The sequence below is a fragment of the Nocardioides sp. Bht2 genome, from assembly GCF_047308515.1.
Taxonomy (GTDB): domain Bacteria; phylum Actinomycetota; class Actinomycetes; order Propionibacteriales; family Nocardioidaceae; genus Nocardioides.
In genome coordinates this window covers 83,107-100,321 of record NZ_JBLBWI010000011.1, presented here as the reverse complement: position 1 = coordinate 100,321, position 17,215 = coordinate 83,107, and the positions used below count along the sequence as shown (strand labels likewise).

Here is a 17,215-nt window from a genome sequence, read left to right as displayed (position 1 = left end):
CCGGGCCTTCGTCTTGCCCGCACGAGGAGAGGAACAGACATTGCGTACTGCCAAGGACTTCTTCGCTCCGCTCGCCGTCGGCGCCCCCGCGCCGTTGCGGGAGATCCCGGCCCGTCCCTCGCGCGCGATCCACTTCTTCGACCCCGGCAACGAGAAGATGGCCGCCAAGGTCCCCGCCATGGTCGGCACCGTCGACGTCCTGCTCGGCAACCTCGAAGACGCCGTCAAGGCCGAGAACAAGGAGAAGTCCCGACTCGGCCTGGTCAAGATCGGCCAAGAGGTCGACTTCGGACCCACCCAGTTCTGGACCCGGATCAACTCCCTCGACTCCCCCTGGATCCTCGACGACCTCACCACCCTGATCCCCGCGATCGGCGACAAGCTCGACGTGATCATGGTCCCCAAGGTCCAAGGCGCCGAAGACATCCACTACATCGACCGCCTCCTGGCCCAACTCGAAGCCAAGGCCGGCATCACCAAACCGATCCAGGTCCACGCCATCTTGGAGACCGCCCGCGGCGTCGCCAACATCGAAGAGATCTGCGCCGCGTCGCCGCGGATGCAGGGCCTCTCCTTGGGCCCCGCCGACCTCGCCGCAGACCGCCGGATGAAGACCACCCGCGTCGGCGGCGGCCACCCCGGCTACCTGGTGCGCCAAGACCCCACCGACGGCGACATCGACGGCGCCCGCACCACCTATCAACAAGACCTGTGGCACTACACCATCGCCCGCATGGTCGACGCCTGCGCGATGCACGGCATCTACCCCTACTACGGACCCTTCGGCGACATCAAGGACACCGTCGCCTGCGAAGACCAGTTCCGCAACGCCTTCCTCCTCGGCTGCGTCGGCGCCTGGTCGCTGCACCCGGTCCAGATCAAGATCGCCAACAAGGTCTTCTCCCCCAGCATCGAAGACATCAAGCACGCCCGCCGCGTCATCGCCGCCATGGGCGACGGCACCGGCGCCGTCATGCTCGACGGCAAAATGGAGGACGACGCCTCCGTCAAGCAATGCAAGGTCATGGTCGCCCTCGCCGACGAACTCGCCGCCATCGACCCCGACCTCAAAGCCCGCTACGACGCCATCACCCTCGACTAACCCGAACCGTCACCCACACGCGCCCAACAGTCACCCACACGCGCCCAACAGTCACCCACACGCGCCGAACCGTCAGGTACGGGACGCCGAGGGCGCACAAATAGCAACCGAGGGCGCACCTGGCACCCGCCCTGCGCGATCTACGAACTCACGAAAGGCCCGAGATGACCGACTTCACTCCCCTGCGTTCCGTCCTCTACATGCCCAGCTCGAACGAGCGGGCGTTGGAGAAGGCTAAGACGATCGCCTGTGATGGTCTGATCTTCGACCTCGAGGACGCAGTCGCCCCCGACTCGAAGGTGAGCGCCCGCGCTAACGCGGTGGCCGCGGTCAAGAGCGGCGAGTACGGACGTCGCACGCTCACGATCCGCGTCAACGGACTCGGTACCGAGTGGCACGACGACGACATCGCGACGGCGGCCGCTGCCGGCCCCGACGCGATCGTGGTTCCCAAGGTGAACAGCGCCGACGAGGTTCGCGAGCTGGTCGAGGCGATGGAGCGCGCTGGCGCGCCCGCCCACACCAAGCTTTGGGCGATGATCGAGACGCCGGTCGCGATCCTCGATGCCTTGTCCATCGCCCGCGGCTCCGCACGCCTGGGTGCCTTCGTCCTCGGCACCAACGACCTGGTCAAGGAGCTCTACGCCGAGCACGTGCCTGGTCGTGCACCGATCATTCCGAGCCTGCACACCGCGCTGCTCGCCGGTCGGGCCGCGGGCATCGCGGTGATCGACGGCGTCTACAACAATGTGAAGGACACCGATGGCTTCCTCGCCGAGTGCGAGCAGGGTCGCGTGATGGGCTTCGACGGGAAGACGCTGATCCACCCCGGCCAGGTCGAGGGCGCCAACGAGGCGTTCGCTCCGTCAGCGGCCGCCGTCGAGGATGCCCGTGGGCTGATCCAGGCCTGGGAGGACGGCAAGGGTGCGGGCGTCGTCACCTACAACGGCAAGATGGTGGAGAACCTCCACGTCGAGTCTGCCCAGCGCGTGCTGAGCATCCACGAGGCGATCAGCGCCCTCGCCTGATCCCGAGGGCGCACAAATGGCGCCCCGGGGTGACAGATATGGCCATCGAGGTCGCGCTTTCTGCGATCTCGATGGCCATATCTGCGCTTTCGGCGGCTACTGCTGCACCCTCGGCGCATAGTGCTGACGGTTCGGCGCGTGGTGCTGACGGTTCGGCGCGTGGTGCTGACGGTTCGGCGCGTGGTGGTGACGGTTCGGGTTAGCGGAAGGCGGGCTTCTCCTTCGCGAGGAAGGCACGGACGCCTTCGTTGAAGTCGGGGCCGGTGTAGACGGAGCGGAGCAGCTCCTCGTCGAAGTCGGGGGCGACGTCGATCCGCTCGGAGCGGTCGAGCAGCTGTCGCTTGGTGGACCGGATCGTCACCGCGGAGAGGGCCTCGATCGACTCGGTGAGCGTGGCGATCTCGGCGTCCAGGTCGTCGGTGACCGCGGCGATCGCACCGGCGGAGTAGGCACGATCTGCTCCGACCAGACGGGCGGTGAGCAGCATCTCGCGGGTGATCGACTCACCGAAGACGGCGCGGCAGCGGTAGACGATCGGCGCCGAAAGGGCGTTGCCCAGTGTGCGCGCGATCGGATACCCGAACCGGGAGTGCGGCGTGGCGATCCGGACGTCGCAGTGGGTGGCGACCGCCAGTCCACCGCCGACGCAGACCCCGTCCACCGCGGCGATCGTCACCTGCGGCAGGGCATACAGCCCGTTGAGCAACTCACCGATCCAGCTCTCATAGGCGACGGCGTCAGCCTCCAGGAAGTCCGAGATCTCGTTGCCGGCCGCGAAGGCGCGACCGCCGGCGCCACGTAGCACCAGCGCCTTCACCGAGTCGTCCTCGGCCAGACCGGCGCAGGTCTCCCGGATCGTCTCGTACATCGCCCGGGTGAAGGCGTTGTGCCGGGCCGGTCGATTGAAGGTGATCGTCATGACGGCGCCGTCGCGGCGCACCAGAAGTTCCTCGGTCACGGCGGTCAATCTAGCGGGCAGCCGCCGAGAACGAGACAGCGGTCGATCCCTGCCACGTGGTGACGGGGATCGACCGCTGTATCCGAACGCGATCAGCGCACGGTGCGATAAGCGCCCTGGAAGTAGAGCAACGGGTCCGGCGAGACGCCGGCCTCGTCGGTGGCGTACTCCATGTCGTGAACCCGACCGACCACGATGTAGTGGTCACCTGCCTCGTGGACCGCCTCGACCGTGCAGTCGACGTGGCCGACGATGCCGTCGAAGAGCGGTGCACCACCGGCGCTGGGGCGCCAGTCGAGGCCCTCGAACTTGTCCTCGACCCGCGAGGCCATCTTGTTGGAGAGTCCGTCCTGGCCGTCGGCGAGGAAGTTCACCGCGAAGAACCCGGCCCGCTGGATCTGTGCCCAGGCCCGCGACGTCTTCATCGGCAGGAAGGTCACCAACGGCGGCGAGATCGAGACGCTGGAGAACGACTGACAGGTCATTCCGACCGGCTTGCCGTCGACCACCGTGGTGATCACGGTGACGCCGCTGCAGTAGCGCCCCAAGGTGTCGCGGAAGAGACGGGCGGCAGCCTGTGCCTTCTCGGTGTCCTCGATGGCCACGTGCTCGCCGGTGCGGAACTCGAAGTCGAAGTTCCCGAGGAACGAGTCGATCAACTCCTGCGGCGGCCAACTGGTGTGGGCGTCGTCGCGGATTCCCGGAAGGATCGGAGGCTGGGCCATATCGGTCATTGTGCCGGTCACTGCTTCACGCTGAAGTCGTGACCCCAGTACGAGACGGCGGTGGAGGCCCGGGCGACCCAGCGGTCGTCGTCGACCCGCAGGCCCTCGGTACCGAACTCGATGTCGAAACCGGCCGGCGACTTCACATAGAACGAGATCATCTCGTCGTTCATGTGGCGGCCCAGGGTCGCGGAGAGCGGAGCGTTGTACTTCTTGACCCGCTCCAGGGCACGGCCCACGTCGTCGAGCTTGTCGACCTCGAGCATGATGTGCACGCACTTGTCGGCGTTCGGGAACGGCAGGAACGCCAGCGAGTGGTGCCGCGGGTTGATGCCGAGGAAACGCAACCAGATCTTGGAGCCCGGCTCCTTACCTGCCAGCTCGCCGGGAAGGCTGAAGGAGTCACGCAGGCGGAAGCCGAGCACCTCGGTGTAGAACTTCAGCGCTTCGACGTCGTCGGTCACCGGGATCACGATGTGGCCCATGCCCTGGTCGGCGGTGACGAAGTTCGCGCCGTAGGGCGAGACCACGGGACGCGACTCGTAGGTGATGCCGTGGAAGAGTTCGAAGACGTTGTCCCACGGGTCGCTGAACCGGATGAACTCCTGGACCCGACGCTCGGCGCACTCCTCGGCGGTGCCTTCCTCGAACGCGACGCCGACGGCGGCGAGGTGCTCACGGGCATCCTGCAGCGCCTGGTTGTCGGCGAGCTCCCAGCCTGCGGTCTGGAACCGGTCGGCGTCGCCGGGGACGATCACCAAACGGGCGGAGACCTCGTCGATCCGGTAGTACAGGTTCTCCGGGTTGGGGCCGCGGCCCTCGGCCAGGCCGAGCACCTTGCCCGCGAAGTGGCGCCACTGGTCGAGGTCGGTCGACCCGACCCGTACGTAGCCCATGCTCTTGAGCTCGATCGTCATTTCCACTCTCCCTTGGTCGGCGCGCTGCGCTCGACGTCATGCTCCCGGTGCACTGTGGCGACCGTGGCGCGAAGTTACTCAGCCGAAGCGATGAGGTCAGGATTCCAGAACTGCAGGGCCCTTGGCCTCACCACTTCCCGCGTACCGGGAGCAGCGCACGAGTTCGTGGCGGCGCTGCTCCCGGCCGGGGTCGAACGATGGTGCTCAGTACATCCCCGGGTCGATCTTGTGACCGAACTCGACGTCGCCGAACATCTTGAGCGCGCGCTCGGGGTCGTTGGCGGCGTGCACGCGACCGGCGTGCGAGTCGCGCCAGGCGCGCTGCAGGTAGGTGCCCTCGGCGAGCGCACGGCCACCGGAGGCCTCGAAGAGCGCGTCGATCGCGTCGATCGCCCGCTGGGTGCCGAGCACCTGGTCGCGGCGGACCTTGAGGCGCAGCTGCAGCGGGATCTGCTCGCCGCGCGCCACGTAGGCCTGCTCGTCACGGATGTTGGAGAGCAACAACGCCCAGGCGGCGTCGATGTCGGAGCCGGCCCGAGCGATCCGGACGGCGGCGAACGGGTCCGAGGAGGCCTTCTCGCCCAGGTAGGCGGCGCGGACCCGCTTCTGCTGCATCTCGACGTGCTCGGCGTACGCACCGGTCGCCATGCCCACGATCGGGGTGGTGATGGTGGTGGTGAACAGCGAGTGGAACGGCAGCCTGTAGAGGTCGCTGGTGTTCTCCGTCTGACCCGGGCCGTAGCAACGGCCGGTGTCGGACATCGAGAGGGTGAACGCCTCCGGGATGAAGGTCTCCTCCACCACGATGTCGTTGGAGCCGGTGCCGCGGAGGCCGACGACGTTCCAGACGTCGACGATCTCGTACTTGTCGCGGGGAACCATGAAGGTCTTGAAGTCGACGACCTGGCCCTCGGCGTTGAAGACCAGACCACCGAGCAGCACCCAGGTGGCGTGCGCGGAGCCCGAGGAGAAGGACCACTTGCCGGAGAGCAGGTAGCCGCCCTCGGTCTGGACGGCCTTGCCGGTGGGTGCATAGGAGGAGGAGAGGCGGGTGTTGGTGTCCGAACCCCAGACCGCCTGCTGCGCCTCGTCGGGGAAGAGCGCGACCTGCCATGGGTGGATACCGAGCACGGACGAGATCCAGCCGGTAGAGCCGTCAGCGCCGGCGATCTCCTTGACGGCGGTGTAGAAGTCCACCGGGTCTGCTTCGAAACCGTCGAAGCGCTTGGGCTGGAGCAGCCGGAAGAAGCCGGTCTCCTCCAGGGCCTTGACCGACGCCTCGGGCACCTGGCGCAGCTTCTCAGCCTCGTCGGCGCGCTCACGGAAGGTGGGCAGCAGGTCACGTACGGCGTCGAGAACTTGCTTCGACATCACGGTCTCCTCAACTGGGAACGAGTAATGAGACAATACTAGAACACGTTCTCATTCTGAGCGAGGATCGATCCCGGTCAGCGCACAGAACAAGAACGAGATCTGAGTCACGAACGCCCTGTTTCCGGTCCCAAATGCGAGGTCCCGGACGCCGGGAGCGTGGCAAAGTCAGCATGCTAGAACCTGTTACATTCGCCCGAGATCACCGCGCCCACCCAGCGGGTCATGAGTTACGGAGGACGCCTTGGCGACAGCCAACATCGAGCCCGACACCTTCGACGTGATCGTCGTCGGTTCCGGCGGAGGCGGCATGACTGCCGCGCTCGCCGCACACGAACGCGGCCTCAGCGTCGTACTTCTGGAGAGCACCGACGGCTTCGGCGGTTCCACCGCGCGATCCGGCGGTGGCATCTGGATCCCGAACAACTACGCCTTGAAGAAGGCCGGCCAGGGCAACCCCGACGCGGAGACGCGCGAGTACCTGCTCTCGATCATCGGCGACAACGTCGACCCGGCCCGGATCGACGCCTTCATCGCCGAAGGCCCGACCGCGCTGCAGTTCATCAAGGACCACTCGGCCGCCGACTTCAAGTGGGTCCCCGGCTACTCCGACTACTACCCCGAAGCTCCGGGTGGCAAGGCGTCGGGACGCTCGATCGAGCCCAAGGCGATCAACGGCAACATCCTCGGCGCCGAGCTCAAGAACCTGACCCCCGCCTACACCAAGGCGCCGGCCGGCATGGTCGTCGGCCAGGCCGACTACCGCAAGCTCAACCTGATGGGCCACTCGATCTGGGGCTGGTTCACCGGCGCCAAGATCGCCCTCAAGCGCACGATCAGCCTGCTGCTCAAGAAGCGCATGTACGGCATGGGCATGGCGATGATGATCGGCATGCGCAAGGGCATGCTCGACCGGAAGATCCCGCTCTGGTACGAGACCCCGTTGACCGATCTGCTCCTCGAGGACGGCAAGGTCGTCGGCGTCAAGGTGACCCGCAACGGTGAGGAGCGCGAGCTGCGCGCCAACGCCGGCGTGATCCTGGCCTGCGGCGGCTTCGAGCACAACGAAGAGATGCGTAAGAAGTGGCAGGCCGAGCCGATCGGCGCCGAGTGGACCACCGGTGCTGCCGGTAACACCGGTGCCGGCATCGAGGCAGGCGCCCGCGTGGGTGCGGCCCTCGACCTGATGGACGACGCCTGGTGGGGTCCCGCAATCCCGCTCCCGCACGGTCCGTGGTTCTGCCTGGCCGAGCGCAACCTGCCGGGTTCGATGATCGTCCACCAGGGCGGCGAGCGGTACTTCAACGAAGCCTCCCCCTACGTCGACGCCGTCCACGCGATGTACGAGTCGGCCGCGAAGACCGGCATCGACCACTTCCCGAGCTGGATGATCTTCGACCAGACCTACCGCAACCGGTACACGTTCGCCGGTCTGCCGCCGCGTCAGCCGATCCCCGGCCGCTGGCTCAAGTCCGGCGCGATCGTCAAGGCTGACTCCTTGGAGGAGCTGGCCGAGAAGATCGGCGTACCGGCCGACAAGTTGGCCGCGACCGTGGAGCGGTTCAACGGCTTCGCCGAGACCGGCAAGGACCTGGACTACAAGCGCGGCGACTCCGCCTACGACCGCTACTACGGTGACCCGAAGATCAAGAACCCCTCGGTGGGTCCGATCAAGAACGGTCCGTTCTACGGCGTCAAGATGGTCCCCGGCGACCTCGGCACCAAGGGCGGCATCGTCACCGACCCGAAGGCCCGCGCGCTGCGCGAGGACGGCACGGTCATCGAGGGTCTCTACGCCACCGGCAACGTCAGCTCCGCCGTTATGGGTAACACCTACGCCGGCGCTGGAGCCACCATCGGCCCCGCTGTGACGTTCGGCTACATTGCGGCCAACGACATCGCTGACAACTTCAAGAAGGCCTGAGCATGCCCATCGACACCAGTGTGGCCGTCGGCGCCGCACTTCCCGACCGCACCTTCAGCTGGACCGAGTCTGACGTCCTGCTCTACCACCTCGGCATCGGTGCCGGTGCCCGCGAGGGCGACAACACCGACGCCGGTGCCCTGCGCTACACGCTGGACGACGCGAACCTCCAGGTGCTGCCGTCCTTCGGCGTGGTGGTCCCCACGTTCCACGAGACCAACCCGCCGGCGCTCGACCTGCCGGGCTGCGACATCGACCTGCAGATGGTGCTGCACGGTTCGCAGGAGATCCAGGTGCACCGCCCGATCCCGACCTCGGGCTCGGCGACGCTCAAGGTGACCATCACCGACGTCTGGGACAAGGGCAAGGCTGCCGTCATCGTCCAGGAGGGCAAGGCGTTCTCCCCCGACGGCGAGCACCTGTGGACCGTCCGATCCAGCATCTTCGTGCGCAACGAAGGCGGCTGGGGCGGCGACCGCGGACCGTCGTCGAAGGTCGAGCTCCCCGAGCGCACCCCCGACGCCGAGGCCAGCTACACCGTGACCCCGCAGCAGGCGATGCTCTACCGCCTCTGCGGCGACCGGAACCCGCTGCACGCCGACCCTGCGTTCGCGGCAGGCGCTGGCTTCCCGGCGCCGATCCTGCACGGCCTCTGCTCCTACGGCATCGTGTTGCGTGAGGTCACCGACGCCGTCTTCGGCGGCGACGCTGCCAAGGTCGGCGGCTTCTCGGCCCGTTTCGCCGGCGTCGTCTTCCCCGGCGACACCATCAAGGTGAGCGCCTGGAACGAGCCCGGTCGCGTGGTCGTCTCGGCCGTCATCGCCGACGGCGAGCGCGCCGGTACCCCGGTCCTCGCTGACTGCGTGCTGACGCCCGCCTGAGGGCATGAGCAAGAGAGAACCCCGAGCGCATCGCGCTCGGGGTTCTCTCTTTGTGCTGAGGGGCTCAGATCACCGGTTCTCAAGCAACCGCACCGGAGATCGAGCTCGTCGAGATCCCCTAGGTCTCGACAAGCTCGACCACCGGGTCGTCGATCACCCCCGGCGACGGAGGTCTCGACAAGCTCGACCAACGGTGATCGACGGGGGCCGGTGACGACCGGGTCGCTCAGGCGAGGGTGCCGTTGCGGACGGTGATCCTGCCGCCGAAGACCGTGTGCACGATCTTGGCGTCCAGGGAACGGCCGTGCCACGGGTTGTTGCGTGACTGGGAGACCGAGGCGTCCCGGTCGACGGTGGCCACCGACGTCGGGTCGACGAGCGCGAGGTGCGCGGGCGCACCGACGACCAGCTCCTGGCCCTGACCGTCGAGGCCGGCGATCCGTGCCGGGTTCGACGACATCACCCGGGCCACACCGGCCCAGTCGAGCAGACCCTCCCGGACCATCACGGTGGCGATCACCGGCAGTGCGGTCTCCAACCCGAGCATGCCGAAGGCGGCGTCGACGAAGGCGTGCTCCTTGTCGTGGCGGGCGTGCGGAGCGTGGTCGGTCGCGACCGCGTCGATGGTGCCGTCGGCGAGTGCCGCACGGAGCGCCAGGACGTCCTCCTCGGGACGTAGCGGCGGGTTCACCTTGAAGGTGGGGTCGTAGCCGGAGAGCAGGTCCGTGGTGAGCAGCAGGTGGTGCGGCGTCACCTCAGCGGTGACGGCGATCCCCTGGCTCCGCGCCCAGCGGAGCACCTCGACCGAACCGGCCGTCGACACGTGAGCCACGTGCACCCGGGAACCGGTGTGCCGGGCGAGCATCACGTCCCGCGCGACGATGACCTCTTCGGCCACACCCGGCCATCCCGGCAGCCCGAGCTGGCCGGAGAGCTCACCTTCGTGGCAGCAGGCGGTCGGACCAGCCAGCGACGGGTCCTGCGAGTGCTGGGAGATCACACCACCGAACGCCTTGACGTACTCCAGCGCCCGCCGCATCACCCGCGGATCGGCGACGCACTTGCCGTCGTCGGAGAAGACTTTCACCTTCGCCCGCGACCGCGACATCAGGCCGAGCTCGGCGAGCTCCTTGCCCTCCAGGCCTCGGGTCACCGCACCGACCGGCTGAACCTCGACGAGGCCCGCCTTCACGCCCAGGTCGTAGACCCGCTCGGCGGCTTCGGCGGTGTCGGTCACCGGGTTGGTGTTGGCCATCGCCAACACCGCGGTGAAGCCGCCCACCGCGGCGGCGCGCGACCCGGAGAGCACCGTCTCGGCGTCCTCACGACCCGGCTCGCGGAGGTGGGTGTGCAGGTCGACGAGGCCCGGCAGCGCGATCAGACCGTCCGCGTCCAGAACCTCGGCCCCCGCCACGTCGACGCCGGAACCGATCTCGACGATCGCCCCGTCCTCGATCACGATGTCGGCGGTGCGCTCGCCGAGCAGCGAGGCGCCCTTGACTACGAGCCGTGCGGCGTTCACGCGACGGTCTCCTCTCCGGTCAGCAGGTGGTAGAGCACGGACATCCGGATCGCGACGCCCGACGAGACCTGGTCGAGGACCAGGCTGGACGCGGCGTCGGCGGCCTCCGGGGAGATCTCCAGGCCGCGGTTCATCGGGCCGGGGTGGCAGATCGGGGTGTCCGGCTTCAGCGCGGCGAGACGGTCCCGGGTCAGGCCGTAGCCGACCGTGTACTCGCGCGCCGTCGGGAAGTAACCGCCCGACATCCGCTCCTTCTGCACCCGGAGCATCATCACCGCGTCTGCCTCCGGCAGGACCTCGTCGATGTCGTAGGAGACGCCGAAGCCGGCGTCACGCGACCAGGCGCCGATCCCGGACGGCATCAGCGTCGGCGGGGCGACCACGGTCACCTCCGCACCGAGCTTCGTCAGGCACTTCACGCCCGAACGGAAGACCCGACTGTGGGTCAGGTCGCCGACGATGGCGACCTTACGACCATCCAGGCTGCCCAGACGGCGCTGCAGGGTGTAGGCGTCGAGGAGAGCCTGGGTGGGGTGCTCGTGCATCCCGTCGCCGGCGTTGATCACGACAGCGTCGACCCACTGGCTGATCTGCTGCGCGGCACCACTCGCCGGGTGCCGCACGATCACGCCGTCGACACCCATCGCACAGACGGTGAGCACGGTGTCGCGCAGGCTCTCGCCCTTGCTCGCCGAGCTGCCCTTGGCGGAGATGTTGATGACGTCCGCAGAGAGCCACTTGCCGGCGATCTCGAAGCTGGAGCGGGTCCTGGTGGAGTCCTCGAAGAAGAGGTTGATCACGGTGCGACCACGCAGGGCGGGCAGCTTCTTGACCTCTCGGCGCTGCACGTCGTGCATCTCGGAGGCGGTGGCGAAGATGTCGCTGATGGTGTCGACGTCGAGGTCGTCGATGCTCAACAGGTGCTTCATGAGTGGTCCTCCCCATCGGCAGCGCGTCGCGCCTCGGCGATGGCGTCGATGCCGGCGATCCGCACTTCGTCGTAGCCGTCGATCTCGGCGAGCTTGACGCCGACCCGCTCGGTCCGCGCGCTCGGCAGGTTCTTGCCGACGTGGTCGGCCCGGATCGGCAGCTCCCGGTGGCCGCGGTCGACCAACACGGCCAACCGGACCGCGGCCGGGCGACCGAGATCCGAGAGCGCATCGAGTGCCGCTCGGATGGTGCGCCCGGAGTAGAGGACGTCGTCGACCAGGACGACGGTCTTGCCGTCGATCCCCTCGGACGGGATCTCGGTCCGCTGCGGGCCCCGGGTCGGGTGGCTGCGCAGGTCGTCGCGGTACATCGTGACGTCGAGCGAGCCCACCGCGACGGCGTGGCCTTCGACAGCTTGGATCCCGTCGGCGATCCGGCGGGCCAACGGCACGCCGCGGGTCTGCAGACCCAGAAGGATCAGATCCTTGGCGCCCTTGTTGCGTTCCAGGATCTCGTGCGAGATGCGAGTCAGGGCCCGGGCGATGTCACGGGCCTCAAGGACGGTACGGCCCTCACCGGGACCGGGGTCATTCTGCGCAGGTGTCACCAGCGCCAACTCCTTCTCCGCCTCACGGGACGGCTCGTTAAAGGATGTCGAACGCCCCTAGGCTACCGCAGGACCGGACGCTCTCTCGCGCCGAACCCTGAACAGGGCGGCCCGACAGGCGGCATCATGAGAATCATGCCCTTCTCCCTCCTTGATGTGCCCAGCGTCTCCGAGAGCCGCGTCACCCCCGATTTCCTGGCGACGATGCCCCCGAACGAAGCTCCCGCCCCCTGGACGGTGCAGGCCTCCGCGATCGTCTGGTGGTGCAAGGCGACGCCGGCGGCCACCGAGGCGCTGCCTCCCGCCCTGCGCGCGCGAGGCAAGGCGGCAGTGGTGATCGGCGGCATGGTCCGCTACGCCGACACCCCGGTCGGCGTCTACGACGAGGTCTTCGGCGCGATCGGGATGCGGGTCGGGCGGCACCTCGTGGGCACCATTCCGTTCATGTCGGTGGACTCCCCCACCAGCCTGGTCGGCGGCCGTGGCAACTGGTCGATCCCCAAGACCCTCTCCACCTTCAGCGGTGCCCCCGCGGACGGCCAGACCTTCGCGTCGTCGTCGGCGACCGGTCAGCACTGGCGGGTGGCAGCGACGCCGTCGACGAAGTTGAAGCTCACCCTTCCGGTCTTCAGCCGGCTCCGGGTGATCCAGGAGTTCCCGGACGGCTCCCTGCGCGGCACCCGCCTCAAGGCGTCGGGCTCCATGCGGTACGCGGCCATGGACGTCGAGGTCGACTCCGACGGCGATCTGCCGGCCTGGCTACCGTCGGGACGGCACAAGGGTGCTGTGCTGGGCAGCACCACGTTCACCCTCGGCGCCCCGACTCCCTTCCACCCGTAGGGCGGAGCAACGACAACAGCGCCGCCGCCCCGTCATGGAGCCGGCGGCGCTGTTCGCGTCGTTCAGGAGGTGGGCGCGTTACGCACGATCGCGCCGAGCACGCCGTTCACGAAACTCGGCGACTCGTCGGTCGAGAGGTCCCCGACCAACGCCAACGCCTCGCTGACCGCTACCGCGTTGGGGATGTCGTCGCACCAGAGGATCTCGTAGACCCCGAGGCGCAACACGTTGCGGTCGACCACCGGCATCCGCTCCAGGGTCCAGCCCTGGGCGGCGTCGCGGATCAGCTGGTCGATCTCGTCCTGGTGCTCGGCGACGCCGCGCACCAGGTCGACTGAGTACTGGTTGTCCAGCGGTTCGCCCTCGGCGAGCCACCGCTCAAGGGACTGTGCCGGCCCCTCGTCACGGAGTTCGCCGGCGAACAGGATGTCCAAGGCACGCTTACGTGCCTTGCTCCGTGCAGCCATCAGGACTTGACGCGACCCAGGTAGGACGAGTCGCGGGTGTCGACCTTGACCTTCTCGCCCGAGGTGATGAAGAGCGGAACCTGGATCTGGTGGCCGGTCTCCAAGGTGGCGGGCTTGGTGCCACCGGTGGAGCGGTCGCCCTGAAGGCCCGGCTCGGTCTCGGAGATGAGCAGCTCGACGGAGGCGGGAAGCTCCACGTAGAGCACGCGGCCCTCGTTGGTGGCGACGATCGCTTCCTGGTTCTCGAGCATGAAGTTCTTGGCGTCGCCGACGATCTCGGGGGTGACCTCGATCTGGTCGTAGGTCGCGGTGTCCATGAAGACGTACGACGTGCCGTCGTTGTACAGGTACTGCATCGTCCGCTTGTCGACGCTGGCGGTCTCGACCTTGGTGCCGGCGTTGAAGGTCTTGTCGACGGACTTGCCGGACTCGACGTTCTTCAGCTTGGTACGAACGAACGCCGGGCCCTTGCCGGGCTTGACGTGCTGGAACTCGACGACAGCCCAGAGCTGTCCGTCAATGTTGAGAACCATGCCGTTCTTGAGGTCGTTGGTGGTTGCCATGCGCGTGTAGTCGCCTTCTTCGCAGTCGGGTTCGAGGAGCCGTCTGCGGGCAGACCCGCCGTGACGGCAACGCTCGATTCTATACGGGCCCCCAGCTCAGTCGCGAGCCAGGAACTCCAATGCCATTCGGTAGCCGTCGATGCCGTGTCCGGAGATCACCGTCGCAGCGTGCTCGGTGACCACTGAGGTGTGCCGGAAAACCTCCGGCCGCTGGGTGGGATCGGAGATGTGAACCTCCACCAACGGCGCCTCCAACTGAGCGCACGCGTCGTAGATCGCCCACGAGTAGTGGGTCCAGGCCGCCGCGTTCAGGACGACCGGGATCCGCTCGTCCGCTGCCTGGTTGAGCCAGTCCAGCAACTCACCCTCGTGGTTGGTCTGCCGGACCTCCACCTCCAGACCGAGCGAACTCCCCCACGCCACGCACTTCTCGCCCAGCTCAGCGAACGTGGTGATGCCGTAGATCTCCGGCTGACGGCGCCCCAAACGACCCAGGTTCGGGCCGTTGAGCACCCACGCCCGCATCAGGCGCTCCGGGTGATCGCGTCGTAGGCGGTGCGGAGGTGGGCCTGGTCCGGTCCGGCCAGGATCCGGGGTACGGCCAGGTCGTCGAGGACCACGAAACGGAGCTGTGAACCGCGCGACTTCTTGTCCACGGCCATCGTGGCGAGCAGGTCCTCGAACCCGGCGTCGCCGCTCCACCCGATCGGCAGACCGACGGAGGCGAACGCGGAGCGGTGCCGGTCGGCGAGCTCGTCGCCGATCACACCGGCGGCCCGGGCGAGCTCGGCGACGAAGATGCAGCCGATCGAGACGGCCTCACCGTGCCGGATCGCGTAGCCCGTGGCGCGCTCGATCGCGTGCGCCATCGTGTGTCCGTAGTTGAGCGCCTCGCGACCAGGGTGGCCATCGACCCCGCCGGTCTCCTTGAGGTCGGCGACCACGACGTCGATCTTGACCTGGATCGACCGTTCGACCAGCTCGCGCAGGACCGGCGAGCGCGGGTCACGGGCAGCGTCGGGGTCGGACTCGACCAGGCTCAGGATCTCCGGATCGGCGATGAAGCCACACTTGACGACCTCGCCCAGCCCGGCGATCAGCTCCTCGGCCGGCAGGGTGTCCAGGAACTCCAGGTCGCAGAGCACGCCGGCGGGCTCGTGGAACGCGCCGACCAGGTTCTTCCCCGCACCGGTGTTGATCCCGGTCTTACCGCCGACTGCGGCGTCCACCATCGCCAGCAGGGTGGTCGGGATGTGGACCACCCGGACGCCACGGAGCCAGCTGGCGGCGACGAACCCTCCGAGGTCGGTCGTCGCGCCACCGCCGAGGGTGACCACCACGTCGCTGCGGGTGAAGTTGCGCTCGCCGAGCGCCTCCCAGCAGTCGTTGGCGACCGCCGCGGACTTGGCGTTCTCGCCGTCCGGCAGCCCGAGCGCGAGGACGTCGTAGGTGCCGATCAACGTCTCGGCGACGCGCTGTGCCTGCTGCTCGAGGTCACCGGCGTAGAGCAGCGCGACCTGGTTGACGCCGTCGCCGATCAGGGCGGGGAGGCGCTCCAACAGCGACCTACCGATCACCACGTCGTAGGGCGACCCTCCACCGACGTGCAGGACGGCGGCGCTCTCGGTACCAGCGGTGATCGGCTCTGACATCAGTTCTCCAGCAGTCGGACGATCTCAGCGGCCACCTCGGCAGGGCTGAGTTCGTCGGTGTTCACGGTGTGGGTGGCAGTTCCACGGTAGATCGGGGTCCGCTCGTCGAGCAGGGCCTTCACCTTGGCCCGGACGTTGCCGAGCAACAACGGACGTCCGGTCCCCAGGCCGACCCGCTTGACGGCTTCGGCAAGACCCACCTCCAAGAAGACCACCGGAAAGCCGACCAGCAGTTCCCGGGTGGTCGGGTCCAGCACCGCGCCGCCGCCCAACGACAACACCCCGTCGTGCTCGCGGAGGGCGAGCGCTACCGCCTCACGTTCCTTCGCGCGGAAGTACGTCTCGCCGTCATCGACGAAGATGTCGGAGATCGCGCGGCCCTCGGACGCCTCGATGTCGGCGTCGGTGTCGCGGACCGAGACGCCCCAGAGTCCACCGAGACGGTTCGCCACGGTGGACTTCCCGGCACCCATCGGACCGATGAGCACCACCCGGGGACCGGTCACTTGAACCGGATCGCCTCGCGGTAGGCGGCTGCGTTGCGTGCGGTCTCGCCGATCGAGTCGCCACCGAACTTCTCCAGGACGGCGTCGGCCAGGACCAGCGCGACCATCGCCTCGGCGACGATGCCGGCCGCCGGGACCGCGCAGACGTCGGATCGCTGGTGGTGGGCGACGGTGGCCTCACCGGTCGCCACGTCGACGGTGCGCAGCGCGCGGGGAACGGTGGCGATCGGCTTCATCGCGGCGCGGACCCGCATCACCTCGCCGGTGGTCATGCCGCCCTCGATGCCGCCCGAGCGACCGGAGGTGCGACGCAGCAGGCCGTCCTCGCTGACGATCTCGTCGTGAGCCAGGGAGCCCGGCGTGGCCGCCAGCTCGAAGCCGTCGCCGACCTCGACGCCCTTGATCGCCTGGATGCCCATCAGCGCGCCGGCGAGCCGGGAGTCCAGACGACGGTCCCAGTGCACGTGCGAGCCGAGCCCGGCGGGCAGGCCGTGGACGACCACCTCGACGACACCACCGAGGGTGTCGCCGTCCTTGTGGGCCTGGTCGATCCGCGCCACCATCGCCTCGCTGGCCTGGCGGTCGAGGCAGCGGACCGGGTCGTCGTCGAGCCGCTCGACGTCGTCCGCGGCGGGGATCAGCCCCGCCGGGGCGCCGACGCCGCCCAGCTCGATGACGTGGGAGACGATCCGGGCACCGACGGCCTGCTCCAGGAAGTTGGAGGCGACCCGGCCGAGCGCGACCCGCGCAGCGGTCTCGCGGGCGGAGGCGCGCTCCAGGATCGGACGAGCCTCGTCGAAGTCGTACTTCTGCATACCGGCCAGGTCGGCGTGGCCGGGGCGCGGGCGGGTCAGTGCGGCGTTACGGGCGCTGTTGGCCAGCACGTCCTCGTCGACGGGATCCGCCGACATCACCTGCTCCCACTTGGGCCACTCGGTGTTGCCGACCTGGATCGCGATCGGACCGCCCTGGGTCTTGCCATGTCGAACGCCACCGGTCACGGTGACCTGGTCCTGTTCGAACTTCATCCGTGCGCCACGGCCGTAGCCGAGGCGTCGTCGAGCCAGGGAGTCGGCGATCTCCTCGGAGGTGACCGCGACGTGCGCCGGCAGACCTTCCAGGATCGCGACGAGTGAGGGGCCGTGGGACTCGCCCGCAGTGAGCCATCGAAGCATGGCTGCAGTCTTTCACGCGCTCGCCCGGAGGCTGACACCAACCGTCA

The 17,215-nt window shown here is 68.2% G+C and carries 18 protein-coding genes; 5 read left to right on the top strand and 13 right to left on the bottom strand.

Annotation, left to right across the window (positions count from 1 at the left end):
* Positions 1-40 precede the first annotated feature (40 nt).
* Both ACLM5J_RS14400 and ACLM5J_RS14395 read left to right on the top strand, forming a co-directional pair.
* On the top strand, positions 41-1,102 hold the full coding sequence (locus tag ACLM5J_RS14400) for an HpcH/HpaI aldolase/citrate lyase family protein (protein WP_413657125.1): 1,062 nt from the start codon (positions 41-43) through the stop codon (positions 1,100-1,102).
* Positions 1,103-1,266: 164 nt separating this feature from the next.
* On the top strand, positions 1,267-2,130 hold the full coding sequence (locus tag ACLM5J_RS14395) for an HpcH/HpaI aldolase/citrate lyase family protein (RefSeq protein ID WP_413657124.1): 864 nt from the start codon (positions 1,267-1,269) through the stop codon (positions 2,128-2,130).
* A 199-nt stretch (positions 2,131-2,329) separates the two neighbouring features.
* Here ACLM5J_RS14395 and ACLM5J_RS14390 read toward each other — a convergent pair whose 3' ends face one another.
* The 4 genes from ACLM5J_RS14390 to hsaA form a co-directional block, all read right to left on the bottom strand.
* Entirely contained in the window at positions 2,330-3,088 is a 759-nt protein-coding gene (locus ACLM5J_RS14390; RefSeq protein ID WP_413657123.1) for an enoyl-CoA hydratase-related protein, read from the bottom strand.
* Between the two features lie 92 nt (positions 3,089-3,180).
* Positions 3,181-3,813: a flavin reductase family protein gene (locus tag ACLM5J_RS14385; protein WP_413657122.1), complete on the bottom strand. Its 633-nt coding sequence runs from the start codon at positions 3,811-3,813 to the stop codon at positions 3,181-3,183.
* 17 nt (positions 3,814-3,830) lie between these two features.
* On the bottom strand, positions 3,831-4,730 hold the full coding sequence (gene hsaC / locus ACLM5J_RS14380) for an iron-dependent extradiol dioxygenase HsaC (RefSeq protein ID WP_413657121.1): 900 nt from the start codon (positions 4,728-4,730) through the stop codon (positions 3,831-3,833).
* Positions 4,731-4,934: 204 nt separating this feature from the next.
* Positions 4,935-6,101: a 3-hydroxy-9,10-secoandrosta-1,3,5(10)-triene-9,17-dione monooxygenase oxygenase subunit gene (gene hsaA / locus ACLM5J_RS14375; protein ID WP_413657120.1), complete on the bottom strand. Its 1,167-nt coding sequence runs from the start codon at positions 6,099-6,101 to the stop codon at positions 4,935-4,937.
* A 244-nt stretch (positions 6,102-6,345) separates the two neighbouring features.
* Here hsaA and kstD point away from each other — a divergent pair, with 244 nt between their 5' ends.
* Both kstD and ACLM5J_RS14365 read left to right on the top strand, forming a co-directional pair.
* Positions 6,346-8,025 (top strand): 3-oxosteroid 1-dehydrogenase, encoded by a 1,680-nt coding sequence (gene kstD, locus ACLM5J_RS14370; protein WP_413657119.1) that lies wholly within the window; start codon positions 6,346-6,348, stop codon positions 8,023-8,025.
* A gap of 2 nt (positions 8,026-8,027) precedes the next feature.
* On the top strand, positions 8,028-8,906 hold the full coding sequence (locus tag ACLM5J_RS14365; RefSeq protein ID WP_413657118.1) for a MaoC/PaaZ C-terminal domain-containing protein: 879 nt from the start codon (positions 8,028-8,030) through the stop codon (positions 8,904-8,906).
* 226 nt (positions 8,907-9,132) lie between these two features.
* Here the strand turns inward: ACLM5J_RS14365 and ACLM5J_RS14360 are convergent, their stop codons facing one another.
* The 3 genes from ACLM5J_RS14360 to pyrR are packed head-to-tail and all read right to left on the bottom strand — an operon-like array spanning position 9,133 to position 11,965.
* On the bottom strand, positions 9,133-10,428 hold the full coding sequence (locus ACLM5J_RS14360) for a dihydroorotase (protein WP_413657117.1): 1,296 nt from the start codon (positions 10,426-10,428) through the stop codon (positions 9,133-9,135).
* Positions 10,425-11,357: an aspartate carbamoyltransferase catalytic subunit gene (locus ACLM5J_RS14355; protein WP_413657116.1), complete on the bottom strand. Its 933-nt coding sequence runs from the start codon at positions 11,355-11,357 to the stop codon at positions 10,425-10,427. Before ACLM5J_RS14355 ends, ACLM5J_RS14360 begins: the two co-directional genes overlap by 4 nt.
* Entirely contained in the window at positions 11,354-11,965 is a 612-nt protein-coding gene (gene pyrR, locus ACLM5J_RS14350) for a bifunctional pyr operon transcriptional regulator/uracil phosphoribosyltransferase PyrR (protein WP_413657115.1), read from the bottom strand. Before pyrR ends, ACLM5J_RS14355 begins: the two co-directional genes overlap by 4 nt.
* A gap of 135 nt (positions 11,966-12,100) precedes the next feature.
* Here pyrR and ACLM5J_RS14345 point away from each other — a divergent pair, with 135 nt between their 5' ends.
* Positions 12,101-12,805: an acetoacetate decarboxylase family protein gene (locus tag ACLM5J_RS14345; protein WP_413657114.1), complete on the top strand. Its 705-nt coding sequence runs from the start codon at positions 12,101-12,103 to the stop codon at positions 12,803-12,805.
* Between the two features lie 62 nt (positions 12,806-12,867).
* Here the strand turns inward: ACLM5J_RS14345 and nusB are convergent, their stop codons facing one another.
* From nusB to aroC, 6 genes are all read right to left on the bottom strand, one after another.
* The gene (nusB, locus tag ACLM5J_RS14340) at positions 12,868-13,272 is read right to left on the bottom strand and encodes a transcription antitermination factor NusB (RefSeq protein WP_413657113.1); all 405 of its coding nucleotides are present in this window, start codon (positions 13,270-13,272) and stop codon (positions 12,868-12,870) included.
* Entirely contained in the window at positions 13,272-13,835 is a 564-nt protein-coding gene (efp, locus tag ACLM5J_RS14335; RefSeq protein ID WP_413657112.1) for an elongation factor P, read from the bottom strand. Before efp ends, nusB begins: the two co-directional genes overlap by 1 nt.
* A 96-nt stretch (positions 13,836-13,931) precedes the next feature.
* Positions 13,932-14,360, bottom strand: a complete 429-nt coding sequence (locus tag ACLM5J_RS14330) for a type II 3-dehydroquinate dehydratase (protein ID WP_413657111.1) — start codon at positions 14,358-14,360, stop codon at positions 13,932-13,934.
* Positions 14,360-15,487 (bottom strand): 3-dehydroquinate synthase, encoded by a 1,128-nt coding sequence (gene aroB, locus ACLM5J_RS14325; RefSeq protein ID WP_413657110.1) that lies wholly within the window; start codon positions 15,485-15,487, stop codon positions 14,360-14,362. Before aroB ends, ACLM5J_RS14330 begins: the two co-directional genes overlap by 1 nt.
* On the bottom strand, positions 15,487-15,993 hold the full coding sequence (locus ACLM5J_RS14320; protein WP_413657109.1) for a shikimate kinase: 507 nt from the start codon (positions 15,991-15,993) through the stop codon (positions 15,487-15,489). Before ACLM5J_RS14320 ends, aroB begins: the two co-directional genes overlap by 1 nt.
* On the bottom strand, positions 15,990-17,168 hold the full coding sequence (gene aroC / locus ACLM5J_RS14315) for a chorismate synthase (protein ID WP_413657107.1): 1,179 nt from the start codon (positions 17,166-17,168) through the stop codon (positions 15,990-15,992). The genes ACLM5J_RS14320 and aroC overlap by 4 nt, the downstream gene beginning before the upstream one ends.
* Positions 17,169-17,215: the final 47 nt, after the last annotated feature.